The organism is Mycolicibacterium pyrenivorans (assembly GCF_025821625.1).
GTDB classification, from domain to species: domain Bacteria; phylum Actinomycetota; class Actinomycetes; order Mycobacteriales; family Mycobacteriaceae; genus Mycobacterium; species Mycobacterium pyrenivorans.
Map to the genome: position 1 here is coordinate 18,564 of NZ_JACKSH010000075.1, position 22,143 is coordinate 40,706.

Consider the following 22,143-nt stretch of genomic DNA (forward strand, 5'->3'; position numbering starts at 1 on the left):
GGTACCTCCCCAGGAGCGTTTCATGCCTACCGTTGCGTGCGACGGCGCCGCCCGGACCGTGGCCCCTCGGCGGCGCCCGAAGTGACCTTGTGCTCTGGCCGTGGTGGGGGCTGCGATCTCACAATTGACGGTGAGTCGGGCCGAAGTCAGTCAGACGCGAGATACCTTCGATGGAAGGGGATTCCGATGATCGGAGCCTTACTTGGGGCGTCGTCGTCCGTCCCGTTCTCCGTGTGGCGCAAGATCGCCATGGCGACGTGGCGGCCCAGGACGGACCCGATCATCTCCGCCACGATGGACGTCGAAGCGACCCGGCTGGAGGAGTACATCGCCCAGGTCCGCGCCGCCACCGGCGAGCACATCACCCCCATGCACGTCGTCGGAAGGGCCGCCGCCAAGGTCTTCGAGGCGCTGCCAGGACTCAACGGCCGAGTGGCATTCGGCAGCTTCCTGCCGTCACCGACCATCGACTGCTTCTTCGTCGTGTCACTGCGTGCCGATCCGGTCGCGGGAGCCGAGGCATCCGCAACCGACCTGTCGGGCGCCGTCGTGCGGCGGATCGACGAGAAACCACCCTGGGCCGTCGCCCGGGAACTGGCCGACCGCGCCGCGCGCATCCGCCACGACGACGACCCACAGTTCAAGCGGGCCAAGACGATCGCGCAGGTACTGCCGCCGCTGGTGCTCCGTCAGGTGATGGACGGCATCGGCTTCGTCACCGAGACGCTCCAATTGCCCCTCCCCCTTTTCGGGCTCGAGGCGCGCCCGTATGGCTCCATCCTGGTCAGCAATGTCGGCACCTACGGCCTGGAAACGGCCGCCGCCCCGGTGCCGACGTTCTGCCACGTGCCCTTCGTGATCGTGGTGGGTGCGGTGACCGACAAGGTCGTGGCCCGCGACGGTCAACCCGTCGTCCGTCAGATACTGCCGCTGACGATGACGCTCGACCACCGGTTCGTCGACGGCTACCAGGCGGCGACCATGGCGCGTGTCTTCCGGGAGTACATGGAGGATCCCGCCGCCTTCGACCCGGTGCCCACCGTGAGCCGGGATCATGGTGGGCTGCGCTCCTCCACACCGGCCAATGGCAAGGTCTCGGCGACCGCTGCGACCCACAGACCGTAGGAGCCTTAAGACCCTTGCCGGGCCCCACCCGACAGGCGGATTGTCGAATGGTTCGCTAAACACGACAAACAGGAGCGCGTCATGACGAAGACCACCGGAAAGAGCTCAGCCGCCAAGGAGCCCGACACCACCGCGAGCGCCGTCCAATCGGTGGTGGAGCGCGCGGCCGGGTTGTCCGACGACGTGCTCAAGTCGGTCGAAGCCGGACAGCGGGCCGCGATCGAGGCGGTGCGCAAGTTCGTCGACACCGTCGACGAGGCGCTTCCCGCCAAGGAGGATCACCCGTCGCGTCGTGAGACGGTGATCGACGCGGCGCTGGACATGGCCGACCGACTCGTCACCACGCAGTACGAGTTCCTGCGCAGCGTGGTCCAGAGCGCTGACCGGACACTGCGCAAACCCGACGACTCCCCGAAGTAGCGGGCGGGTGCGGGCCCGATGACGCCGCCCGCCGCGCTGCGGATGCGGCGGGCGTTCAGGTGGGCGCCCAAACTGGTCGACGCCTTCGGCGAGCAGGCGTTGTTCTACGGCCAGTCGTTGATGGCAATCCCGCTCGCGGTCAGGCTCTATCGCCGGGAAACGGCGCGGCTGATCGCCGAGATGGCCTTCGGGGCCGGCGGACTGCTGGTCATCGGTGGAACGCTCGGGGTGACGGCGCTGCTGACCCTGGCCTCCGGCGGGATTCTCGCCGTGCAGGGCTACTCGTCTCTCGGCGATATCGGCATCGAGGCGTTGACCGGGTTCCTCTCGGCGTTCCTCAACGTCCGCATCGTGGCCCCGGTCATCGCCGGTATCGCCCTGGCGGCCACCATCGGCGCGGGCACCACGGCGCAACTCGGTGCGATGCGCATCGCCGAGGAGATCGACGCACTCGAGGTGATGGCGGTGCGGTCGATGTCGTTTCTGGTGGGCACCAGGATGATCGCCGGCGCTGTCGTCATCGTCCCGCTCTATTCGCTGGCCACCCTGGCGTCGTTCTTCGCCGCGCGGTTCACCACGGTGTACCTCAGCGGGCAGTCCAGCGGCCTCTACGACCACTACTTCAACACGTTCCTGATACCGACGGACCTGCTGTGGTCGTTCCTGCAGGCCATCGTCATGTCGATCGCGGTGATGCTGGTGCACACCTACTACGGCTACAACGCCAAGGGCGGCCCGGTCGGCGTGGGAGTCGCGACCGGCGATGCCGTCCGCACATCGCTGGTGGTCGTCGTCTTGATCACGTTGCTCATCTCTCTTGCCGTATACGGCTCGTCCGGCAAATTCACTCTGTCCGGATAGCGGGCCGCACCTCAGCGTTCCCCTCAAGAAACGAAAGGAAGGACACCGACATGGTTGATCGAAACGAGCTGGCCGAGTTGGCCGATCAGGCTGCCGAGGCGCTGCTGAAGGCGATAGCGAGCGCCGCGCCGAAGAGCGGGTCGACGGACGGGGTGCTTCACCTGGCACAGGCGTATGCGCTGGTCGTCTCCGCTGAGCCCGGCAAGCCGCCGCAGCCGCCGATCTCGTCGGACTGATCAGCTCACGCGTAGAGGTCCGTGATGGCGTCGGCGAAGTTCTTCACGATGACGTTGCGCTTCGCCTTCAGGCTGGGAGTGAGATCGCCTGCGGCGACCGATAACTCGCGGTCGAGCAGCGCGAACCTCTTGATCTGCTCCCAGCGGTTGAGTTGCTCGTTGAGCGTGTCGATGTAACCGCCGATCAACTCCCGGGTCGAGTCGTGCCGGGCAATCTCGGCGAACGACAGGTTCTCCATGCCGTTCTTGGCGGCCCAGTCGCTGATCGCCTCGCTGTCCAGACTCACCAGCGCCACGCAGTAGGGCCGTTCCTCGCCGTACACGATCATCTCGCTGACGTACGGGCAGATGGCCTTGAACGCCGCGGCCGTCGCCGACGGGGCCACGTACTTGCCCTGCGAGGTCTTGAAGAGATCCTTCTTGCGGTCGGTGATGCGCAGGAATCCGTCGTCGTCGATGGTGCCGATGTCCCCGGTGTGCAACCAGCCGTCCGGATCCAGCGCTTCGGCACTGGCCTCCGGCAGGTCGTGATAGCCGGTCATCACGCTGGGGCTGCGCAGCAGGACCTCACCGTCGGCGGCGATCTTGACCTCGCTGCCGGGGAAGGGCAGCCCGACGGTCCCGAACCGGTATGCGTTGGGGCGGTTGATGAATGACGCCGCCGCCGTCTCGGTGAGGCCGTAGCCTTCGAGCACGATGATGCCGACGGCGTCGAACCACTGCGCGAGGTCGTGGTTCAGCGGGGCGGCGGCGGAGACGAAGAACCGCAGCCGGCCGCCGAAGCGTTCCCGGATCGTCGAGAACACCAGCCTGTCGGCGACCGCCCGCTGCATCGACAGCAGCGGCGACGGTTTCCTGCCGGCCTCCCTGGCCTGAGAAGCCTTGACCCCCACGCCGAGGGCCCAGTCGAAGATGCGCTTCTTGATCCCGCCTTCGTCGGCGATCATGCCCTGGATGCGGGCGTGCGCCTTCTCGAAGATCCTCGGGGCGGCGGCCATGAACGTCGGACGCAGGACCGCGAGATTGTCGACGATCTTGTCGACCCGGCCGTCGATCGCTGTCGGAAAGCCGATGATCAACGGCAGCGCGAGCATCACCTTGCCGAACGCGTGAGCCAGGGGCAGCCACAGGAAGTTCAGGTCGTCGGCGCGCAGGATGCCGAGTGCGTCGATGGCCGCGGCGGTGTACGTCCACGCACGGTGCGGAAGCAGCACCCCCTTGGGCCGGCCGGTGGTTCCGGAGGTGTAGATGATGCTGGCCAGGTGCTCGGGACGGATGCCCTCGACGCGCTCCTCGACGGCGTCGGGAGAATTTGCCAGCAATTGCTCACCGAGTATCTCGAGTTCGGCGAGCGTGATCACGAAGTCGCCGTCGCCGTCCCCGTCGACGATCACCACCTTCTCCACGTCGGGTAGTTCCGCGCGGTGCTCGAGCAACTTGTCGACCTGGTTCTGGTCTTCGGCGACGACGACGCGGCTTCCGGAGTTGGCGACGATGAACGCGACATCGCGGGCATTGGTCGTCGGATACAGGGTGGTGGTGGCGGCACCGGCGCACAGCACCGAGAAGTCGACGAGCACCCACTCGTAGCGCGTCGAGGAGGCCAGCGCGACACGGTCCTCAGGGGCGATGCCGAGCGCGATCAACCCGGCGGCGATCAGACGGACGCGGTCACCCACCTGCTGCCAGGTGACACTCGTCCAGCCGCCGTCGTCGGGGAACCGGAACGCCTCGGAGTTCGGGGTGACGGCGACGCGGTCGAGGAACAACCGCGCAACCGACGGCGCCTGAGCGTCGATCTTGCTGAGGTCGGCGACGTTCTCGGCTGCACTCAGCCTGTCCACCAACCCAGCCTAGGTACGTTGGCGATCGGATTTGTGCGTATTCACATTCTTGATCCGGCTTGCTCCGGCCCTCCCTGTCCCGGCGCCGGGCTCTGACCCCGACAGGGACGCCGACAGGTCCCCATTAGGCTGTGCCGCATGGCTGCTGACATCGTGCCGATCCGGCTGAGGCTGACGAAGGGCGACGTGTACACGCTGTGGGCGCCGCGGTGGCGCGCCGACGGCGACGAGTGGGAGGCCTTCCTCGGCAAGGATGAGGACCTGTACGTCTTCGAATCCGTCGCCGACCTGGTCGCCTTCGTGCGGACCAACACCGACAACGACATCGCCGACCACCCGGCGTGGGAGAAGCTGACCGAGGCGAACGCCCACCGGCTGGACCCCGCCGAGGAGAACACGCACGACCTGGCCGGCTTCGAGGAACTGCTCGCCAAGAAGCCCACCGCCGAGGGCGTGGACGCGCTGCACGGCGCGCTGGCCGTCGTGTCGTCGATCGGAACGGTGTGCGAGTTGCCGTCGGTCACCAAGTTCTTCAACGGAAACCCGGTGCTCGGGACCGTCGGCGGCGGGGTGGAGGCGTTCGGCGGCCGTGCCGGGCGCAAGCGCTGGGCGGAGATCGAGAAGATCATCGCCCGCGGTTGGGACAAGGTCATCGACGCGATCGACGAGATCGTCACCACCCCCGCGGTCGACAGTGCCGCGGTGGCGAAGGCCCAGGCCGAGCTCGACGCGGAGGCGCCGGAACCCGAGGAAGACGACGACGTGGTGATCGACGACATCGTCGACACCGAAGAGGAAGCAGACGACCTGGCCGTCGCGGCCCAGCAGAAGGTGCTCGGCAGCGACGAGGACTTCTGGCAGCGGGTGGGCATCGACCCGGTCCGGATGATGACGCGGAGCGGCACGTTCTTCACGCTGCGCTGCTACCTCGACGACCAGCCGATCTTCCTCGGCCGAAACGGCCGCATCAGCGTCTTTCCGTCCGAGCGGGCGTTGGCGCGCTACCTGGCCGACGAACACGACCACGACCTGTCCGACCTGGCCACCTACGACGACATCCGCACCGCCGCCACCGACGGCTCGCTGCGCGTCGACGTCACCGACGACAACGTCTACGTGCTGACCGACATCGTCGACGACCTGGCCGAAGGCCCCGACGCCCTGGACCGCGATCAGGTCGCGCTGGCGGTCGAGTTGCTGCGCGACATCGGCGACTACGCCGAGGACACCGGCGTGGACGCCAAGCTCGCCCCCGACGCGCCGCTGGGACGGCTGATCGCCTCGGTGCTCGAACCCGGTTCCGTCAGCCGCCCGAGCGCGCCGTACGCCGAGGCGGTCGCCCAGTGGGAGTCGCTGGAGACGTTCGTCGAGTCGCGGCTGCGTCAGGAGTAGGCGCTAGCCGATGAGGACGGCGTAGCGGGGTTTGATCACGTCGTCGATCACCGCAAGCCGCTCGTCGAACGCGATGAACGCCGACTTCATCGCGTTGATCGTGAACCGCTCCAGATCGCTCCACCCGTAACCGAACGCCTCGACCAGGCGCAGCATCTCCAGGCTCATCGAGGTGTCGCTCATCAACCGGTTGTCGGTGTTGACGGTGACGCGGAAGCGCAGTCGGGCCAGCTGATCGAATGGATGCTCGGCGATGCTGGCCACCGCGCCGGTCTGCACGTTGGAGCTCGGGCACATCTCGAACGGAATCCGCTTGTCCCGCAACAGCGCCGCCAACCGTCCGAGGTGCGCGGACCCATCGGGGGCGCGCTCGATGTCGTCGACGATGCGCACCCCGTGGCCGAGGCGGTCGGCTCCGCAGAACGCGATCGCCTCATGGATGGAGGGCAGCCCGAACGCCTCGCCCGCGTGAATCGTGAAGCGGGCGTTGTTGCCTCGCATGTACTCGAACGCGTCGAGGTGACGGCTCGGCGGGTACCCGGCCTCGGCGCCGGCGATGTCGAACCCGACAACCCCCTTGTCCCGGAACCGGATCGCCAGCTCGGCGATCTCGCGCGAGCGCGCGGCGTGGCGCATCGCGGTGACCAGGCAGCGCACCACGATCGTGTGACCTTCGGCGGCCGCGGCCTTCTCCCCGTCGGCGAAGCCCGCCAGCACAGCGTCGACGACCGCGTCCAGCGACAGTCCGCCGTCGATGTGCAGCTCGGGCGCGAACCGGATCTCGGCGTAGACGACGTTGTCGCGTGCGAGGTCCTCGACGCATTCGTAGGCCACCCGGTGCAGCGCCTCCGGCGCCTGCATGACGCCGACGGTGTGGGCGAACGGCTCCAGGTAGCGCACCAGCGATCCACTGTGCGCGGCGGTGCGGAAGAACGTCGCGAGCGAGTCCACGTCGGTGGCCGGCAGGTCGTCGTAGCCGTACTTCGCCGCCAGCTCCAGCACCGTCGCGGGCCGCAGCCCGCCGTCGAGGTGGTCGTGCAGCAGCGCCTTCGGCGCCTGCCGGATCGTCTCCAGGGTCAACGGTGTGGTCACGGAATCTCCTCACATGATCCGGTCGATGACGAGCGGCCGGGTGGTAGGCGGTTCGGCACCGACGCTCCACCCGCCGTCGAGCTCCCCCAACGCAGGCGCGAACCGGTCCGGGGTGTCGGTGTAGAGCGTGAACAGCGGCTCGCCGGCGGCGACGGGTTCACCGGGCCTGCGGTGGATGCGCATCCCGGCGCCGAACTGCACGCGCTGGCCCGGTTCGGAGCGGCCAGCCCCGAGCCGCCACACCGCCAGCCCCACCGCCATCGCGTCGATGTCACCCATCGTGCCACCGCCGGGCGCCGTCACGGTCTCCTTGTGCGCACCGAGGGGTAACGCCTCGGCCGTCAGCGACCCCACATCCCCGCCCTGGGCGGCCACCAGCTCGCGGAACCGGTCCATCGCCGACCCGTCACGCAACGTCTGCGCCGGGTCCACCCCGTCGATCCCCGCAGCGTCGAGCATCTCGCGCGCCAACGCCAGCGTCAGCTCCACCACGTCCTCGGGACCGCCGCCCTCGAGAACCTCCAGCGACTCCACGACCTCCACGGCATTGCCGACGGTCCGGCCCAGCGGCACGCTCATATCGGTGAGCAGCGCGCGGGTGAGCAGCCCGTGCTCGGTCCCCAGATCGACCATGGTGCGCGCCAGCTCCCGCGACTCCGCCTCGGTGGCCAGGAAGGCACCCGAACCGACCTTGCAGTCCAACACGAGCGCGCGGGTCCCCTCGGCGATCTTCTTGCTCATCACCGAGCTGGCGATCAGCGGCAGCGACTCGGTGGTGCCGGTGACGTCCCGCAGCGCGTAGATCTTGCGGTCGGCGGGGGCCAGCTCCCCTGCGGCGAAGATCGCCGCCCCGATGTCGCAGAGTTGTTGGCGGATCTGGGTTTTGGTGATCTCAGCGGTGAAACCGGGGATGGACTCCAGCTTGTCCAGGGTGCCGCCGGTGTGACCGAGGCCCCGTCCGGCGGCCTGGGGCACCGCGCCGCCGCAGGCCATCACGACGGGCACCAACGGGATCGTGATCTTGTCGCCGACGCCGCCGGTGGAGTGCTTGTCGACCAGCGCCAGCGGCGCGCCGTCGCGGCGCAGATCCGTGAAGTCGAGCCGCTCCCCCGAATCGATCATCGCGGCCGTCCACCGGGCGATCTCGGCGGTGGTCATGCCGCGCAGGAAGATCGCCATCAGCAGCGCCGACATCTGCGCGTCGGCGACCCGGTCGTGGGTGTAGGCGTCGATCACCCAGTCGATGGCCTCGTTCGACAGGACGCCGCCGTCGCGTTTGACCCGGATGACGGACGGAGCATCGAGATGCGACATCGGGCGCGGAGCATCGAGATGCGACATCGGGCGCGGCGCATCGAAGGACGTCACCGCTGCACCCGGGCCAGATCGTCGGGCCCGAACGCGTCGGGAAGCAGTTCGGCGAGCTTGCGGGGGCCGTGCGGATGGTCGACGAGCATGTCGGGTCCGCCGTGCTCGTAGAGCACCTGCCTGCACCGTCCGCACGGCATCAAGATGTTGCCCGCGCCGTCCACACAGGACAGTGCGACCAGGCGTCCGCCGCCGCTGGAACGTAGTGCGCAGACCACAGAACACTCGGCACAGAGACCAAGGCCATATGAGACATTCTCCACATTGCAGCCGACCACCGTTCGGTGATCGTCCACCAGCGCGGCGGCGCCCACCGGGAAGCCCGAATAGGGGGCGTAGGCCCCCGCCGACACCTCGATAGCCTTGTCCCGCAAGGCTTTCCAATCAATGTCCGTGGTCATCGTCACCCCTCCGCCCACACTTCTGAATGCATTCCGAAACCCCGTCCGCCGCGCACACCCGCCGCATAGGTCAACCTAACTACGCCCGCTGAGCGCCGTGATCGGCTTCACGGTAGTTCGATTAGGCGTAGAAGTGGGTTTAGAGTCGCCCCGAGGTTTGGGGCAGCGGTCCAGGGAAGCCCCCGCTGGGATGCCCGATGGGAGCCTGAGGGACCCCGCCCCGAGCGTCCACCGATGGCGTTGGAGGCCAGATGAGTACTCAGACACCGAGTCTGACAGCGGGGAGCGAGGACGTGCCCGCTCCGCGCGCGAAACCGCGGAGGCGCACCCTCTACCGCGGCGATCCGGGCATGTGGTCGTGGGTGCTCCACCGCATCACCGGCGCCACCATCTTCTTCTTCCTGTTCGTGCACGTGCTCGACACCGCGCTGGTGCGGGTCAGCCCGCAGGCCTACAACGAGATCATCGAGACCTACAAGACCCCCCTCATCGGGTTGATGGAGATCGGACTGGTCGCCGCGGTGCTCTACCACGCCCTCAACGGGGTGCGCGTCATCCTGATCGACTTCTGGCAGCACGGACCGAAGTACCAGAAGTTGATGCTGTGGGTCGTCGCGGGCATCTGGCTCACCGTCTTCATCGGTTCCCTGGGGGTCATCGGCATGCACATGGCGGAGCGGTTCCTGTGAGCGCGGCGGAGCATTCACCGGGCCGGGGCGAGAACCCCTACGACCACATCGGCGACCGCGGCGGCCCCGCCCCGGTGTTGCAGCGCAGCTTCGACCGGCCCGCGGGCCTGGACAACCCGCGTGCGCCGCGCCGCGCCGGGGGGATGCCCAACTTCGAGAAGTACACCTGGCTGTTCATGCGGTTCTCGGGCATCGTCCTGATTTTTCTGGCGCTTGGGCACCTGTTCATCATGTTGTTGTGGGACGACGGTGTGTACCGCATCGACTTCAACTACGTGGCCGAGCGCTGGTCGTCGCCGTTCTGGCAGACCTGGGACCTGCTGCTGCTGTGGCTGGCACAACTGCACGGCGGCAACGGGATGCGCACGATCATCGCCGACTACAGCCGCAAGGACTCCACCAGGTTCTGGCTCAACACCTTGCTGGTGGTGTCGATGGCGTTCACGCTGGTGCTGGGCACCTACGTGTTGCTGACCTTCGACGCGACCATCTCGTGATCTACAGGGAGCTCCGATGATTCAGGAACATCGCTACGACGTCGTCATCGTCGGCGCGGGCGGGGCAGGCATGCGCGCGGCCGTGGAAGCGGGACCGCGAGCGCGCACCGCGGTGCTGACCAAGCTGTACCCCACACGTAGTCACACCGGCGCGGCTCAGGGCGGCATGTGCGCGGCGCTGGCCAACGTCGAAGAGGACAACTGGGAGTGGCACACCTTCGACACCGTCAAGGGCGGCGACTACCTCGCCGACCAGGACGCCGTCGAGATCATGGCCAAGGAGGCCATCGACGCGGTGCTCGACCTCGAGAAGATGGGGATGCCGTTCAACCGCACCCCCGAGGGCCGCATCGACCAGCGCCGGTTCGGCGGGCACACCCGCGACCACGGCAAGGCCCCGGTGCGCAGGGCGTGCTATGCCGCCGACCGCACCGGCCACATGATCCTGCAGACGCTCTATCAGAACTGCGTCAAGCACGACGTCGAGTTCTTCAACGAGTTCTACGCCCTCGACATCACGTTGACGGAGACCCCGTCGGGCCCGGCGGCCACCGGCGTCGTCGCCTACGAACTCGCGACGGGCGATATCCACGTGTTCCACGCCAAGTCGATCGTGTTCGCCACCGGCGGTTCCGGCCGGATGTACAAGACCACCTCCAATGCCCACACCCTGACCGGCGACGGGCTGGGCATCATCTTCCGCAAGGGACTTCCCTTGGAGGACATGGAGTTCCACCAGTTCCACCCGACAGGTCTTGCGGGCCTTGGCATCCTGATCTCCGAGGCGGTGCGCGGCGAGGGTGGCCGACTGCTCAACGGCGACGGCGAACGGTTCATGGAGCGGTACGCGCCGACGATCGTCGACCTGGCACCGCGCGACATCGTGGCCCGCTCGATGGTGCTCGAGGTGCTCGAGGGCCGCGGCGCCGGGCCGAACAAGGACTACGTCTACATCGACGTGCGCCACCTCGGCGAGGACGTCCTCGAGGCCAAGCTGCCCGACATCACCGAGTTCGCCCGCACCTACCTGGGTGTGGATCCGGTGAAGGAACTCGTCCCGGTGTACCCGACGTGTCACTACGTGATGGGCGGCATCCCGACGACGGTCAACGGTCAAGTGCTGTCGGACAATACGACGATCATCCCCGGCCTGTACGCCGCCGGCGAGTGTGCGTGCGTGTCCGTGCACGGCGCCAACCGGCTGGGCACCAACTCGCTGCTCGACATCAACGTGTTCGGCCGCCGCGCCGGCATCGCCGCCGCCAATTACGCGCTGGGACACGACTTCGTGGACCTGCCCGAGGCGCCGGCGTCGATGGTCGTCGGCTGGGTCGGCGACATCCTGTCGGACAACGGCAACGAGCGCGTCGCCGACATCCGTGGTGCGCTGCAGCAGTCGATAGACAACAACGCCGCGGTGTTCCGCACCGAGGAGACCCTCAAGCAGGCGTTGACCGACATCCATGCGCTGAAGGAGCGGTACTCGCGGATCACGGTGCAGGACAAGGGCAAGCGCTACAACAGCGATTTGCTCGAGGCCATCGAGCTGGGATTCCTGCTCGAGCTCGCCGAGGTCACGGTCGTCGGGGCGTTGAACCGCAAGGAGTCCCGCGGCGGGCACGCCCGCGAGGACTACCCCAACCGCGACGACACCAACTACATGCGCCACACCATGGCGTACAAGGAAGGTTCGGACCTTCTGAGTGACATTCGGTTGGACTACAAACCCGTCGTCCAGACGCGGTACGAGCCGATGGAACGGAAGTACTGACGATGAGCGCTTGCGCGAAGAGTGAGGACCGATGAGCGCACCGACACTGGAAAAGGCCGACCTGCCCCCCGTGCCCGAGGGCGCGGTGATGGTGACGCTGAAGATCGCCCGGTTCAACCCGGAGGACCCCGACGCCGCAGGCTGGCAGAGCTTCCGGGTTCCGTGCCTGCCGAGCGACCGGCTGCTGAACCTGCTGCACTACGTCAAGTGGTACCTCGACGGCACCCTGACGTTCCGGCGGTCGTGCGCACACGGCGTGTGCGGATCCGACGCGATGCGCATCAACGGCGTCAACCGGCTGGCCTGCAAGGTGCTGATGCGCGACATGCTGCCCAAGAAGGCCGGCAAGCAGCTCACCATCACGATCGAGCCCATCCGCGGCCTGCCCGTGGAGAAGGACCTGGTCGTCGACATGGAGCCATTCTTCGACGCGTTCCGCGCGATCAAGCCCTACCTGATCACGTCCGGCAACCAGCCGACCCGCGAGCGCATCCAGAGCCAGACCGACCGCGCCCGCTACGACGACACCACCAAATGCATCCTGTGCGCCTGCTGCACCACCAGCTGCCCGGTGTACTGGAGCGAAGGCTCGTATTTCGGGCCCGCGGCGATCGTCAACGCCCACCGGTTCATCTTCGACAGCCGCGACGAGGGGGCCGCCGAGCGGCTGGACATCCTCAACGACGTCGACGGCGTGTGGCGCTGCCGGACCACGTTCAACTGCACCGAGTCCTGCCCGCGTGGCATCCAGGTGACCAAGGCCATCCAGGAGGTCAAGCGCGCGTTGATGTTCGCGCGCTGACCCTCGCCGGACCCGCGATTTCGGTGTCGCCGGTCAACCTGTTGTTGACTGACGACACCGAAATCCCGAGGACGCTAGAGACGACGGGCCAGGAAGTCGCGGATGAGGTGGGCCACCTCCGCGCCCGCGGTCTCCAGTAGGAAGTGCCCGCCGTCGAGCAGGCGGATCTCCGCGCCGGCCGCGTCGTCGGCGAAGGCCCGCGCACCGTCGGGCCCGAAGATCGGGTCGTTCTCGCCCCAGACCGCCAGCACGGGAACCTCACTGGTGCGCAGGTAGTCGTGCAGGGCGGGGTAGAGCTTCGAGTTGGTGGCGTAATCGAGGAAGAGCGCGAGCTGGATCACGTCGTTGCCCGGCCGCGAGATCAGCGCGAAGTCGTGGTGCCAGGTGTCGGGACTGACCAGGCTCTCGTCGGCCACGCCTTCCAGGTACTGCCAGCGGATGGACTCCAGGCTCAGCGCGCCGCGCACGCCCTCCTCTGTCTGCGGGGTCTGCTCACGCTGGAAGGCCCACACCGTCGTCCAGAAGCTCTCGACGAAGCCGGCGTCGTAGCCGTTGCCGCTCTGGGTGATGATCGCGGTGATGGCCGCCGGATCACGCAACGCGAGGCGCCACCCCACTGGGGCACCGTAGTCCTGGACATAGATCGCATACCGGGAAACGCCCAGCTGCTGCAGCAGCCCGGCGGTGACGTCGGCCAGCGCGTCGAAGGTGTAGTCGAACTCGTCGGCCGACGGCGCATCGGAGTACCCGAAGCCGAGGAAGTCGGGCGCGATCACCCGGTACCGGTCCGACAGCTGCGGGATCAGGTTGCGGAACATGAAGGAGCTGGTGGGGAATCCGTGCAGCAGCACGATGGCTGGCGCATCGGCCGGGCCGGCCTCGCGGTAGAAGACGCGGCGCCCGGCCACGGTCGCATAGCGGTGGTGCACTTCGGTCATGACTAACTCCTAAACGTTGTTTTTACGGTTAGTCATCATTGAACCCGGCGTACTGTAACCTGTCAATAGTTTTTTGGAGGTTAGTGATGGACGTGTACGCGACGACCCCCGACGACGAGGCGTTCCTGCTGGATCTCCTCAACACCACGCCCGTCGTCGACGGCTCCCCGACCGACGTGCTCGCTGACCGTGCCGGCGCCACCCGGTGGATGCGTGATCACGGCGTCCCCACGGGCGACGCGGAGTGGACGGCTCTGGTGCGGGTGCGCTCGGTGCTTCAGGCGATAACCCGCGGCGAGCAGTCACCGTCGGCGTTGCAGTCCCATCTCGACGGGGTGCGGCTCCGCCCGGCCGCCGACGATGACGGACTGCACTGGCAGCTGGAGCTCGACGGTGCGGCGGCCGGCGCCGCCAGGGCACTGCTCGCCTGGGACGGGCTGCGCCTCACCAGCCCGGGCCGGCTGCGCCCGTGCGCCAACACCGAATGCCGCTTGTTCCTGATCGACCGCAGCAAGCCCAACACCGCGCGCTGGTGCTCGATGGCGACCTGCGGCAACCGGATGAAGGCGCGTCGGCACTACCACCGCACCCGCGCCGACTGACCCCCCGCCGGAATTGCATTCCAGCAGGGCCGCTCTCGCATTTCGCCTGCTGGAATGCAATTCCGGCGGGGAGACGAAGGGGCTACGCGCGCAGCTGGCTTTCGACGATGTCGGCGCCGCGGCGCATCCCTCCGGTCGCGGCGAACCCGTCGGCGATCGCCGTCGCCGCCGCCGACATCCCCATCGCCGCCTGCACGGCACCGCGCAGCCGGGGCACGCTGAGCCGGCGGGCCGGCAGCCGGGTCCCTGCGCCCGCCACCTCCACACGCCGCGCCACCTCGAACTGGTCGCGACCGAAAGGCACTGCGCAGACCGGTATTCCACGCAGCAGCGCCTTCTGGGTGACGCCCATGCCGCCGTGGGTGACCACACACACCGCGCGGTCGAGGACCACCGAATGCGGGACGAAGCGCGCGAGCGTGACCCTCGGGCGGCGCCCGACGGACTCGTCGACACCGGCCGGGCAGGTCGCCACGACGTGCACCGGTTCGCCGTCGAGCGCCTCGATCGCGGCACCGACCAACGCCTCGTCGGCCTGGGGCACCGACGACGTCGTCACCAGCACCACGGGCAGCTCGATGTCGTCGAGCCAGGCCGGACGCTCACGTGGCGGTGGTTCGAACTCGGCGGGGCCGATCATCTCCACCGCGGCGCCCCAGTCGGTGTGCGTGTACTCGAACGGCTTGCCGGTGGTCGCGAGGACCACCGGCGCGCGTCGCAGCAACTCGTCGGCCGAGCGCACCGCAGGCAGGTTCAGCGCGTCGCGCACGGGCTTCATGCCCGCCCGGAACGGCCGGTCGAAGACCATCCGGGTGACGCTGTCGATGCCGAGGTCCCGGATCCGGCCGATCGGACCCCTCATCGGCCTCGCCCCGGCGCCGAACGGCGGCGACCCCGCCGAGCGGAGGTACGGGATGAACGGGGACAGCACCAGCCAGGGTCGGGACTGCGTCTCGGCCACCGACATCGCCCCCCAGCAGTTCGCGTCGACGATGACCACGTCGGGATCGACGTCGGCCAACGCCCGGCCGAAGTCCTCGATCTCCAGCGCGGCGCGTGCCGCCAGGATGCGCACCGTGGAGCCCGCCGAGCGCAGGACCCTGCCGGAATCGTCGGCGCTCTGGAGGGCCTCGATGCGCGCGTCGACGGCCTCGGCGGCGAACCCCTGCTGCCGGCACAGCTCGACGCCGGCGCGCAGTGTGCGCACCTGGATCCGGTGACCGCGGGAGGCCAGTTCGCCCAGCAGCCCGCAGAACGGGAACAGGTGCCCGAGGGCGGGCGACATGTAGGCCAGCACTACCGCCATGGCCGACCCATCCACACCCCGAGCGGTGACGAATCCCTTTCATGCAGCGCACCGACACCCAGGAACTGGTGGTACTCCTCGACGACGAGGGGCACGCCGTCGGCTCCGCACCCAAGTCGCAGGTCCATCACGCGTCCACTCCCCTGCACCTCGCGTTCTCCTGCTACCTGTTCGACCGCGACGGCCAGGTGCTGTTGACGCGGCGAGCGCTGCACAAGCGCACGTTCGCCGGAATCTGGACGAACACCTGCTGCGGGCATCCCGCTCCCGGCGAGTCGATGGCCGAGGCGGTGCGCCGCCGCGTCCGTCAGGAGCTCGGGCTCGACATCGCCGACCTGCGGTGTGTGGTGCCCGACTTCCGCTACTACGCGGTGGCCAGCGACGGCGTGGTCGAGAACGAGCTGTGCCCGGTGTTCTGCGGGGTGGCCGTCGGCCCGGTGCAGGCCGACCCCGACGAGGTCATGGATTACTCCTGGGTGCCCTGGGAACAGCTGAAGGTCGCCGCGGGGCTCGGCTGGGCGATCAGCCCCTGGGCGGCCGAGCAGGTCGCGTTGCTCGAGACGGCGGGAATCGGACAGCACCAGCGGGCCTAGGACCTGAGCTCGTAGAGCCGCTCGGCGTACGCCAGGTCGTCGCGCCACAGCCGAGTCGCCGCCCGCCGCATCAGGGGTCGGATCAGCGGAGCGACACGCAGCCCCGCGCCGAAGTGTCGGCGGTCGGAGTGGGCGATCACCGCCTCGACGACGCTGGTGCGGCAGCGTCCGTCGCGGTCCTGCCCCATCGGCGTCGCGTGGGTCTCGACGACACTGCCCTGGCCTTCGCCCTCGACGATGCGCATCACCACCGTGCGCGGGGCCGGGGTGGTGAATTCGGCGATGACGGGCACGCCCAGCCGGCCGATGCGGAACGTGACGTCGACGACGAAGCGGTCCAGCTCCTCCGGCAGGTCGTCATCGGCGGGGGGTGCGCTGAGCACCTTCAGCCGGGTGAACGAGTAGGGGTGGAACCAGGCGCCGTGCCACGGATCGAGCCGGTTGGCGACGATGTCGGCGGGCTCGCAGACACCGTCCAGCCGGGCGACCGCCGCCACCGCGGGCTCACCGGGGCGCACCATGGCGACGGGTGCGCCGGTGCGTACGCGATCGCCGGGAAGGTCGAGGCGCACCCAGCACAGCACGCCGTCGTCGTGGGAGGGGTAGGGCTTCCAGGTACCGTGGCGGCGCCGCCCCAGGCGCAGCCCGTGCCAGGGGCACACCAGCGTTCCGCAGTCGACGGGCGCCTGCGACAGGTCGGCCCCCAGGTGCGGGCACGCGCGCGGAGCGACCAGCAGCGCGCCGTCGCCGTCGCGCCAGGCCACCAGTTCCTGGCCCGCCACGGTGACGCCCACCGCCGCGGTGGTGATCGCCGAACTGGCGGCGATGACGTACCAGTTGCCGCCCGGCCGCGCCTGCGCCCGGGTCAGCGCCGAGCGGATCACCGCCGGGTTCGCGTCCCGATAGGTCGGCACCTGCTCCGACCAGCGGCTGGTCGGAAGTACCTGGAAGGGAACTGCTTTGGCGACCTTCTCGCGCCACACCCGCACCGCGCTCACCGGCCGTCACCGCCGGCCGTCGCGGCCAGCCGGCGCAGCAGCGCCGAACGACCCTCGTTGGGCACGGTGTGCAGCGGGTGCCCGGCCAGCCCGAACCTGCCGAGCAGTGCGTTGGCCGCCGCCCACCCGGTGGTCGCCGCGCGTTCCATCAACGCCACCGGCAGATCGATGCGAATCCCGTCGCCGGCCAACACGACCCGCGCGTCGGGGGTCTCGACGGTGGGGCGGTCGGCGAAATCCCCCGGTGCGAAGCGGGGGCAGTCGTCGCGGCGCAGCAGCCTTTCGTCGACGATCGACGCGGCGGCGGTCTCCGGGTAGAGTGCGTGCATCCGCGCGATCAACGCGCTGCGCACCTCCTCGTCGGGGGCCGACACCGAGTAGGCGTGCAGCTCGATCACCGAACCGCCGGTGCGGGCGGCCCATTCGGCCGCCTGGCGCTCGTAACGTTCCAGCACGCTGATGTTGTCGAGCGGCTCGCGGCCGCCGGTGCCGACGAACGCCGCCCGGTCGGCGCGCACCGGCCGGTCCAACCACAACCGCAGCACGACGAACGACGACGCGGTTCCCATCGCCGCGACCCGGTCGCGCCACGGCCGGTCCCCCAGACCCGGTGAGGCGGCCACGATCCGGCGCAGCCCGCCGACGTCGGTGGCCAGCACCGCCGCGTCGGCCTTGAACACCCGGGCGGTGTCGGTCGTCACCACCACGCCGTCCCCCACGTCGAGCGACTGCACCGCCACCCCGGTGTGGAACGACACTCCCAGGGTCTCCAGGTACGCGCGCAACGGATTCCACAGCGCCACATCGAAATTGGCGTTGGCGACGTCGAAGATCAGGCCCTCGCTGGAACCGAGGAAGTAGATGTGGAACATCGTGACGAGCTCACCGGCGGACAAGGCCTCGGGCCTGGCGAAGAAGCTGCGGGCGAAAACCTCGAACGCCAGGTGGCGTGCCGCGTCGGGGAAGTTGATGTCGCGCAGGAAGGTCGCGGCATCGTATTCGTCGAGCAGCTCATAGGTCTGCGGCACCGACACCGTCACCAACGGCGCGGCGGCCCTGGCGTCGAGCCGCACCAGGTCGCGCAGCCGGAAAGTGGGACTGCGCAAGGCGAACGCCAACGCGTTCAGCGGCGGTGACGAGGGCAGGCCGCGGAAGGTGTCGCGTCGCCCGGCGCCGTCGATCAGCGGATAGTCCTCGACCGGGGTCAGCCCCGACAGGTGCGGATCGCTGCGGCGCAACAGTGCCCGCAGGTTGTAGTACTGCCGGAAGAAGGCGTGGAAGCCGCGGTTCATCGCCGCCGGCGAACCGTCGGCCAGGGTTTCGGGCCAGCCGCCGACCCGCCCGCCGAGGTAGTCGCGTTGTTCGAGGATGTCAACGGCCACCCCGCGTTCGGCCAGTCCGGCGGCGGCGGCCAGCCCGGCGATGCCCGCTCCCACGACGACCACGCGGGGCCGGGCGGTGCCGGCGGCGACCCGGCTGCGTCCGGGCACGGCGGGCAGGGTCTGCCGGCGCCGGTCGGTTCCGTCAGCGATCATCGAATCACCTTCTGGCAGTGAGGGTTCCAGCGCCATCGGGCCACGCGGTCACACACTCCCGTACCGCAACCGGTTGACCCACGCCTTGCCGATCCCCGCGACGCCGACCGCGACGCGCCGGGGCTTGCCGACCGTTGCGCGGGTGCCGAAGATCTCGAAATCGAGTGCCTCCACGCGCGCGAGAATCTCCGAGTACAACGTCAGCGCCGCCTCGACGCACGGACGGGACGCCGGGACCAGCGCGTCGATACCCGGGCGGGCCTTGTCGTAGACCGCGCGGGTGATCGCATGCTGCTCGGCCAGCGCGGCACGCACCCGTCCGTCGGTGCGCCCCTTGGCCTGACACCAGGTGAGCAGGTCGCGGTCGACACCGTGCGCGGCGAGTTCGTCGGCGGGCAGGTAGACGCGGCCGCGGCGAAGGTCCTCGTCGACGTCGCGGATGAAATTGGTCAGCTGGAACGCCTTTCCGAGCGCGGCGGCAAACGGCGCCGCGTCCTCGCGTGGCCCGACGGTGCCCAGGACGGGGAGCAGTTGCAGCCCGATGACCTCGGCCGAGCCGTACATGTAGCGCTCGAGCGAAGGCCGGTCCGGGTAGTCGGTGACCGTCAGGTCCATCCGCATCGACTCCAGGAAGTCGTCGAACAGATCCCAGCCGATCTGGTACTTGCGCGCCGTGTGCACCACCGCCGTCAGCGCGGGATCGTCGTCGCAGGGCCGATTCTCGACGAGGCTGTTGAACAGCCGGGTGGACAGCTGATGGAGCTGATGTCCGCGATCCTCGACGCTGCGGGTGCTGTCGAAGTCGTCGAGGATGTCGTCGGCCCGGCGGGCGAACCCGTACAGCGCGTGCACCGCGGGCCGCTGTCGGGGCGCCAGCATCCGCGTGGCGAGGAAGAACGTCTTTCCGGTTCGGGCGTTCACCGCGCGACACTGCCGATAGGCCTGCCGGAGTGAGGGTTCCCGCACGCCTGCGGCGTCGAGCTCGGTGTTGATCATGAGTGGCTCACCTCCGGGCTGGGGCGGACAGTGGTGACCCCGGTGATCCGGTCTGCGGCCAACCGGCCCGACATGATCGCGGTCGGAACTCCGACACCGGGGACGGTCGACGATCCCGCCAGCACGACGTTGTCGACGCCGCGGACGGTGTTGGCAGGCCGGAACGGGCCGGTCTGGGCGAAGGTGTGCGCCAACGCGAAGGGCGAGCCTGCCGCCATCCCCTGGCGGCCCCAGTCGGCGGGGGTCACCAGGCGCAGCACCTCGGCATCATCACCGACGCCGGGCATCCGGGCGCGGACCCGGTCGAGCATCTGCTCGACGTAGCCCGACTGCTCGGCGTCCCAATCCACGGTCCCCACCGCGGTGTTGGGCGCGGGCGCCAGCACGTAGAGCAGGTCGCGCCCTGCCGGCGCAAGCGACGGGTCGCCTGCGGTCGGGCGGGTCACCAGCAGCGAGGGATCGCCCATCACGCGTCCGTCACCGATGATGTCGCGGAAGGTCTGCTTCCACGCCTCGCCGAACAGGATGGTGTGGTGTCCGGCACGCTCACCCACTGCCGCGCAACCGATGTGGGCGACCACGGCCGACGGGGCGGCGCGCAACCCCAGCGGTCGCCGCGGCGTGCGGCGCACCAACCGGTAGGTGTCGGGCAGCTCGGTGGTCAGGACGACGGCGTCGGCGCCGAACCGCTCACCGCCGGCGGTCCGCACGCCGGTGACGCGCGAACCGCTGAACTCCAGCTCCGAAACCGTTGCGTTGTACACGAACTCGACACCGGCACGGGTCGCCGCGGCGGCCATGGCGTCCGGGAGCGCCCGCATGCCGCCGCGGGGGAAGTAGACCCCCGCCACGGTGTCCATGTAGGCGATCACGGCGTACACCGCCAGCGCGCTCTGCGGCGGCACCCCGGCGTAGAGCGCCTGGAAGGTGAACACCCGCTGCAACCGTTCGTCGGACAGGAATCGGCGCACCATCGGTTCCCAGCGGCGGAAACCGCCGAGCGCGACCAACCGCGCCAGCTGCGGGGTGAGCAGCGACAGCGGCGAGTCGAAGTTGGCGCCGATGAACCCGTCGAACTCGGTGAGGTACAGCTTGGTCAGCCACTCCCGCAGCCGCAGATAGCCCTCGGCTTCCCGCCGCCCGGCGAACCGCTCGATCTCGGCGGCCATCGCGGTGGGTTCGGTGTGCACGGCCAGCCCACTGCCGTCAGCGAACTCGGCCTGATACGCCGGGTGCACGGGGTCCAGCGGCAGGCAGTCGGCCAACGACTCGCCCACGGCGGCGAACGCGTCGTCGATGATGTCGGGCATCGTCAGCACCGTGGGCCCGGTGTCGAGTCGGTAGCCGGCGATGTCGGCGCGACCGACCCGCCCGCCGGGGTGCGCGCCGCGCTCGAGCACGGTGACCGCGCGGCCGCGGCCCGCCAACTGCATGGCCGCGGACAGCCCGGACAATCCCGCGCCGACGACGACGACCCGGTCGGTCTTACCGGTGACGGTGCGCATCAGGCCGCCCGCCGAGTGCAGGCCACGGCCATGTCGGCCAGCGCGGCGCGGGGGGCATCCGGGATCGCGGCCCGGTCGAGGAAGCTCAGGGCGCGGGCGTGGCGCTGGGCGATGAGCTCCTCGATCCACTGCACCGCACCGCTGGCGACGATGAGGGTGCGCCAGCGTTCCACGGCGTAGGCGTCGATGTCCGGGGTGGTCATCAGCTCCGCGAGCTGGCGGCGCAGCGATGGACCGGCCAGTTCGTAGGCAGCGACGATGACGCTGGTGGCCTTGCCCGCCTCCATGTCGGTGTGCGCGGATTTGCCTGTCAGCGAAGGCGATCCGAGCACACCGAGGATGTCGTCGCGCAGCTGGAACGCTTCGCCGATGGCGGCCCCGTAGCCCGACAGCGCGTCGATGACCGCGCCATCGCAGCCTGCCATCGCGGCACCGATCTCCAACGGCCGGCGCACGGTGTAGTTGCCCGATTTGCGGCGAAGCACGTCGAGCACCTCCTCCAGCGTCGGGAAGGCGTGCGAGCTGTTGACCAGGTCGGAGAACTGGCCGATCGCCAGCTCGGTCCGCATGTCGTCGTAGTGGGGCCAGACGCGGGCCAGCGCGTCGGCGCCGATCCCGCTGCGCCGCAGCATCACCTCGGCCCACACCAGGCACAGGTCGCCGAGCAGGATCGCCGCGGACTCCCCGAAGCGTTCCGCCGATCCCGCCAGTGCCCGGTCGCGGTGCCAGCGGCCGAAGACGACGTGCGCCGACGGCCGGGCCCGGCGCAGCGGCGAGGAATCCATGACGTCGTCCTGGATCAGAGCGAAGGCGTGCAGCAGTTCCAGGCTGGCCGACGCGCGCAGCGCCGCCTCGTCCTCGTCGGCGCCGCACAGCCACCCCAAATACATGAAGGTGGGTCGCACGTACTTGCCGCCGTCGAGGAAGCTGCACAATAGCTCGCCCGCGCAGTCGACGTTGGCGGCGCCGAGCCGCTCGACGCACTCCCCGTGCACGAACTCGTCGAGGTGCTTGCGCACGGCGGCCCGTAGATCAACCTGCCAACCCCCACCGAATGACACCGTGCGGGTGGACGGCCGCTCGAGCAGCTCCGTCACCCGCACCCCTGTGCGTTCACCGTTGTTCAACCCCGACTCCTTCTGCTCGCGCGACGGGCACCGACAGACCCGGTC

22 protein-coding genes are annotated in these 22,143 nt (G+C 69.1%); 11 read left to right on the forward strand and 11 right to left on the reverse strand.

Features of this window, described 5'->3' with window-relative positions:
• The first annotated feature begins 186 nt into the window (after positions 1 to 186).
• The 4 genes from H7I57_RS10165 (at position 187) to H7I57_RS10180 (ending at position 2,642) form a co-directional block, all read left to right on the forward strand.
• Complete coding sequence (locus tag H7I57_RS10165; protein WP_264023338.1) at positions 187 to 1,125, forward strand: 2-oxo acid dehydrogenase subunit E2; 939 nt, start codon at positions 187 to 189, stop codon at positions 1,123 to 1,125.
• Positions 1,126 to 1,206: 81 nt separating this feature from the next.
• Complete coding sequence (locus tag H7I57_RS10170; RefSeq protein ID WP_264023339.1) at positions 1,207 to 1,545, forward strand: hypothetical protein; 339 nt, start codon at positions 1,207 to 1,209, stop codon at positions 1,543 to 1,545.
• 18 nt (positions 1,546 to 1,563) lie between these two features.
• Positions 1,564 to 2,406 carry an MlaE family ABC transporter permease gene (locus H7I57_RS10175; RefSeq protein WP_264023340.1) on the forward strand — a complete coding sequence of 281 codons (843 nt, stop codon included), beginning with the start codon at positions 1,564 to 1,566 and terminating at the stop codon, positions 2,404 to 2,406.
• A gap of 50 nt (positions 2,407 to 2,456) precedes the next feature.
• Positions 2,457 to 2,642 (forward strand): hypothetical protein, encoded by a 186-nt coding sequence (locus H7I57_RS10180; protein ID WP_264023342.1) that lies wholly within the window; start codon positions 2,457 to 2,459, stop codon positions 2,640 to 2,642.
• 5 nt (positions 2,643 to 2,647) lie between these two features.
• Here H7I57_RS10180 and H7I57_RS10185 read toward each other — a convergent pair whose 3' ends face one another.
• Complete coding sequence (locus tag H7I57_RS10185; RefSeq protein WP_264023343.1) at positions 2,648 to 4,486, reverse strand: AMP-dependent synthetase/ligase; 1,839 nt, start codon at positions 4,484 to 4,486, stop codon at positions 2,648 to 2,650.
• A 138-nt stretch (positions 4,487 to 4,624) separates the two neighbouring features.
• Here H7I57_RS10185 and satS point away from each other — a divergent pair, with 138 nt between their 5' ends.
• A complete protein-coding gene (gene satS, locus H7I57_RS10190; RefSeq protein WP_264023344.1) occupies positions 4,625 to 5,878 on the forward strand; it encodes a protein export chaperone SatS in 1,254 nt (417 codons plus the stop codon).
• Positions 5,879 to 5,881: 3 nt separating this feature from the next.
• Here satS and H7I57_RS10195 read toward each other — a convergent pair whose 3' ends face one another.
• From H7I57_RS10195 to H7I57_RS10205, 3 genes are read right to left on the reverse strand one after another with little or no spacing between them, the layout of a single operon-like run.
• Entirely contained in the window at positions 5,882 to 6,970 is a 1,089-nt protein-coding gene (locus H7I57_RS10195; protein WP_264023345.1) for an adenosine deaminase, read from the reverse strand.
• A 9-nt stretch (positions 6,971 to 6,979) separates the two neighbouring features.
• Entirely contained in the window at positions 6,980 to 8,284 is a 1,305-nt protein-coding gene (locus H7I57_RS10200; protein ID WP_372510175.1) for a thymidine phosphorylase, read from the reverse strand.
• A gap of 50 nt (positions 8,285 to 8,334) precedes the next feature.
• Positions 8,335 to 8,739 (reverse strand): cytidine deaminase, encoded by a 405-nt coding sequence (locus tag H7I57_RS10205; RefSeq protein ID WP_264023346.1) that lies wholly within the window; start codon positions 8,737 to 8,739, stop codon positions 8,335 to 8,337.
• A gap of 251 nt (positions 8,740 to 8,990) precedes the next feature.
• Here H7I57_RS10205 and sdhC point away from each other — a divergent pair, with 251 nt between their 5' ends.
• From sdhC to H7I57_RS10225, 4 genes are read left to right on the forward strand one after another with little or no spacing between them, the layout of a single operon-like run.
• Positions 8,991 to 9,428, forward strand: coding sequence for a succinate dehydrogenase, cytochrome b556 subunit (sdhC, locus tag H7I57_RS10210; protein WP_264023347.1), 438 nt, complete (start codon positions 8,991 to 8,993; stop codon positions 9,426 to 9,428).
• Positions 9,429 to 9,475: 47 nt separating this feature from the next.
• Positions 9,476 to 9,925 (forward strand): succinate dehydrogenase hydrophobic membrane anchor subunit, encoded by a 450-nt coding sequence (locus tag H7I57_RS10215; RefSeq protein WP_264023385.1) that lies wholly within the window; start codon positions 9,476 to 9,478, stop codon positions 9,923 to 9,925.
• A 16-nt stretch (positions 9,926 to 9,941) separates the two neighbouring features.
• Entirely contained in the window at positions 9,942 to 11,696 is a 1,755-nt protein-coding gene (gene sdhA, locus H7I57_RS10220; RefSeq protein WP_264023350.1) for a succinate dehydrogenase flavoprotein subunit, read from the forward strand.
• 31 nt (positions 11,697 to 11,727) lie between these two features.
• Positions 11,728 to 12,498, forward strand: coding sequence for a succinate dehydrogenase iron-sulfur subunit (locus H7I57_RS10225; RefSeq protein ID WP_264023352.1), 771 nt, complete (start codon positions 11,728 to 11,730; stop codon positions 12,496 to 12,498).
• A 74-nt stretch (positions 12,499 to 12,572) separates the two neighbouring features.
• Here H7I57_RS10225 and H7I57_RS10230 read toward each other — a convergent pair whose 3' ends face one another.
• On the reverse strand, positions 12,573 to 13,436 hold the full coding sequence (locus H7I57_RS10230; protein ID WP_264023354.1) for an alpha/beta fold hydrolase: 864 nt from the start codon (positions 13,434 to 13,436) through the stop codon (positions 12,573 to 12,575).
• 86 nt (positions 13,437 to 13,522) lie between these two features.
• Here H7I57_RS10230 and H7I57_RS10235 point away from each other — a divergent pair, with 86 nt between their 5' ends.
• Positions 13,523 to 14,038: a CGNR zinc finger domain-containing protein gene (locus tag H7I57_RS10235; protein ID WP_264023355.1), complete on the forward strand. Its 516-nt coding sequence runs from the start codon at positions 13,523 to 13,525 to the stop codon at positions 14,036 to 14,038.
• An 82-nt stretch (positions 14,039 to 14,120) separates the two neighbouring features.
• Here the strand turns inward: H7I57_RS10235 and H7I57_RS10240 are convergent, their stop codons facing one another.
• Positions 14,121 to 15,344: a glycosyltransferase gene (locus H7I57_RS10240; protein WP_264023356.1), complete on the reverse strand. Its 1,224-nt coding sequence runs from the start codon at positions 15,342 to 15,344 to the stop codon at positions 14,121 to 14,123.
• A gap of 41 nt (positions 15,345 to 15,385) precedes the next feature.
• Here H7I57_RS10240 and idi point away from each other — a divergent pair, with 41 nt between their 5' ends.
• Positions 15,386 to 15,937, forward strand: coding sequence for an isopentenyl-diphosphate Delta-isomerase (gene idi / locus H7I57_RS10245; protein WP_264023357.1), 552 nt, complete (start codon positions 15,386 to 15,388; stop codon positions 15,935 to 15,937).
• Here idi and H7I57_RS10250 read toward each other — a convergent pair.
• The 5 genes from H7I57_RS10250 to H7I57_RS10270 are packed head-to-tail and all read right to left on the reverse strand — an operon-like array spanning position 15,934 to position 22,098.
• On the reverse strand, positions 15,934 to 16,935 hold the full coding sequence (locus H7I57_RS10250; RefSeq protein WP_264023358.1) for a DUF5914 domain-containing protein: 1,002 nt from the start codon (positions 16,933 to 16,935) through the stop codon (positions 15,934 to 15,936). The genes idi and H7I57_RS10250 overlap by 4 nt on opposite strands.
• Entirely contained in the window at positions 16,932 to 18,470 is a 1,539-nt protein-coding gene (locus tag H7I57_RS10255; RefSeq protein ID WP_264023362.1) for an FAD-dependent oxidoreductase, read from the reverse strand. The genes H7I57_RS10250 and H7I57_RS10255 overlap by 4 nt, the downstream gene beginning before the upstream one ends.
• A 48-nt stretch (positions 18,471 to 18,518) precedes the next feature.
• Positions 18,519 to 19,466 (reverse strand): phytoene/squalene synthase family protein, encoded by a 948-nt coding sequence (locus tag H7I57_RS10260; protein ID WP_264023364.1) that lies wholly within the window; start codon positions 19,464 to 19,466, stop codon positions 18,519 to 18,521.
• The gene (gene crtI, locus H7I57_RS10265) at positions 19,463 to 20,992 is read right to left on the reverse strand and encodes a phytoene desaturase family protein (RefSeq protein WP_372510176.1); all 1,530 of its coding nucleotides are present in this window, start codon (positions 20,990 to 20,992) and stop codon (positions 19,463 to 19,465) included. The genes H7I57_RS10260 and crtI overlap by 4 nt, the downstream gene beginning before the upstream one ends.
• Positions 20,971 to 22,098 carry a polyprenyl synthetase family protein gene (locus H7I57_RS10270; protein ID WP_443678330.1) on the reverse strand — a complete coding sequence of 376 codons (1,128 nt, stop codon included), beginning with the start codon at positions 22,096 to 22,098 and terminating at the stop codon, positions 20,971 to 20,973. The genes crtI and H7I57_RS10270 overlap by 22 nt, the downstream gene beginning before the upstream one ends.
• Positions 22,099 to 22,143: the final 45 nt, after the last annotated feature.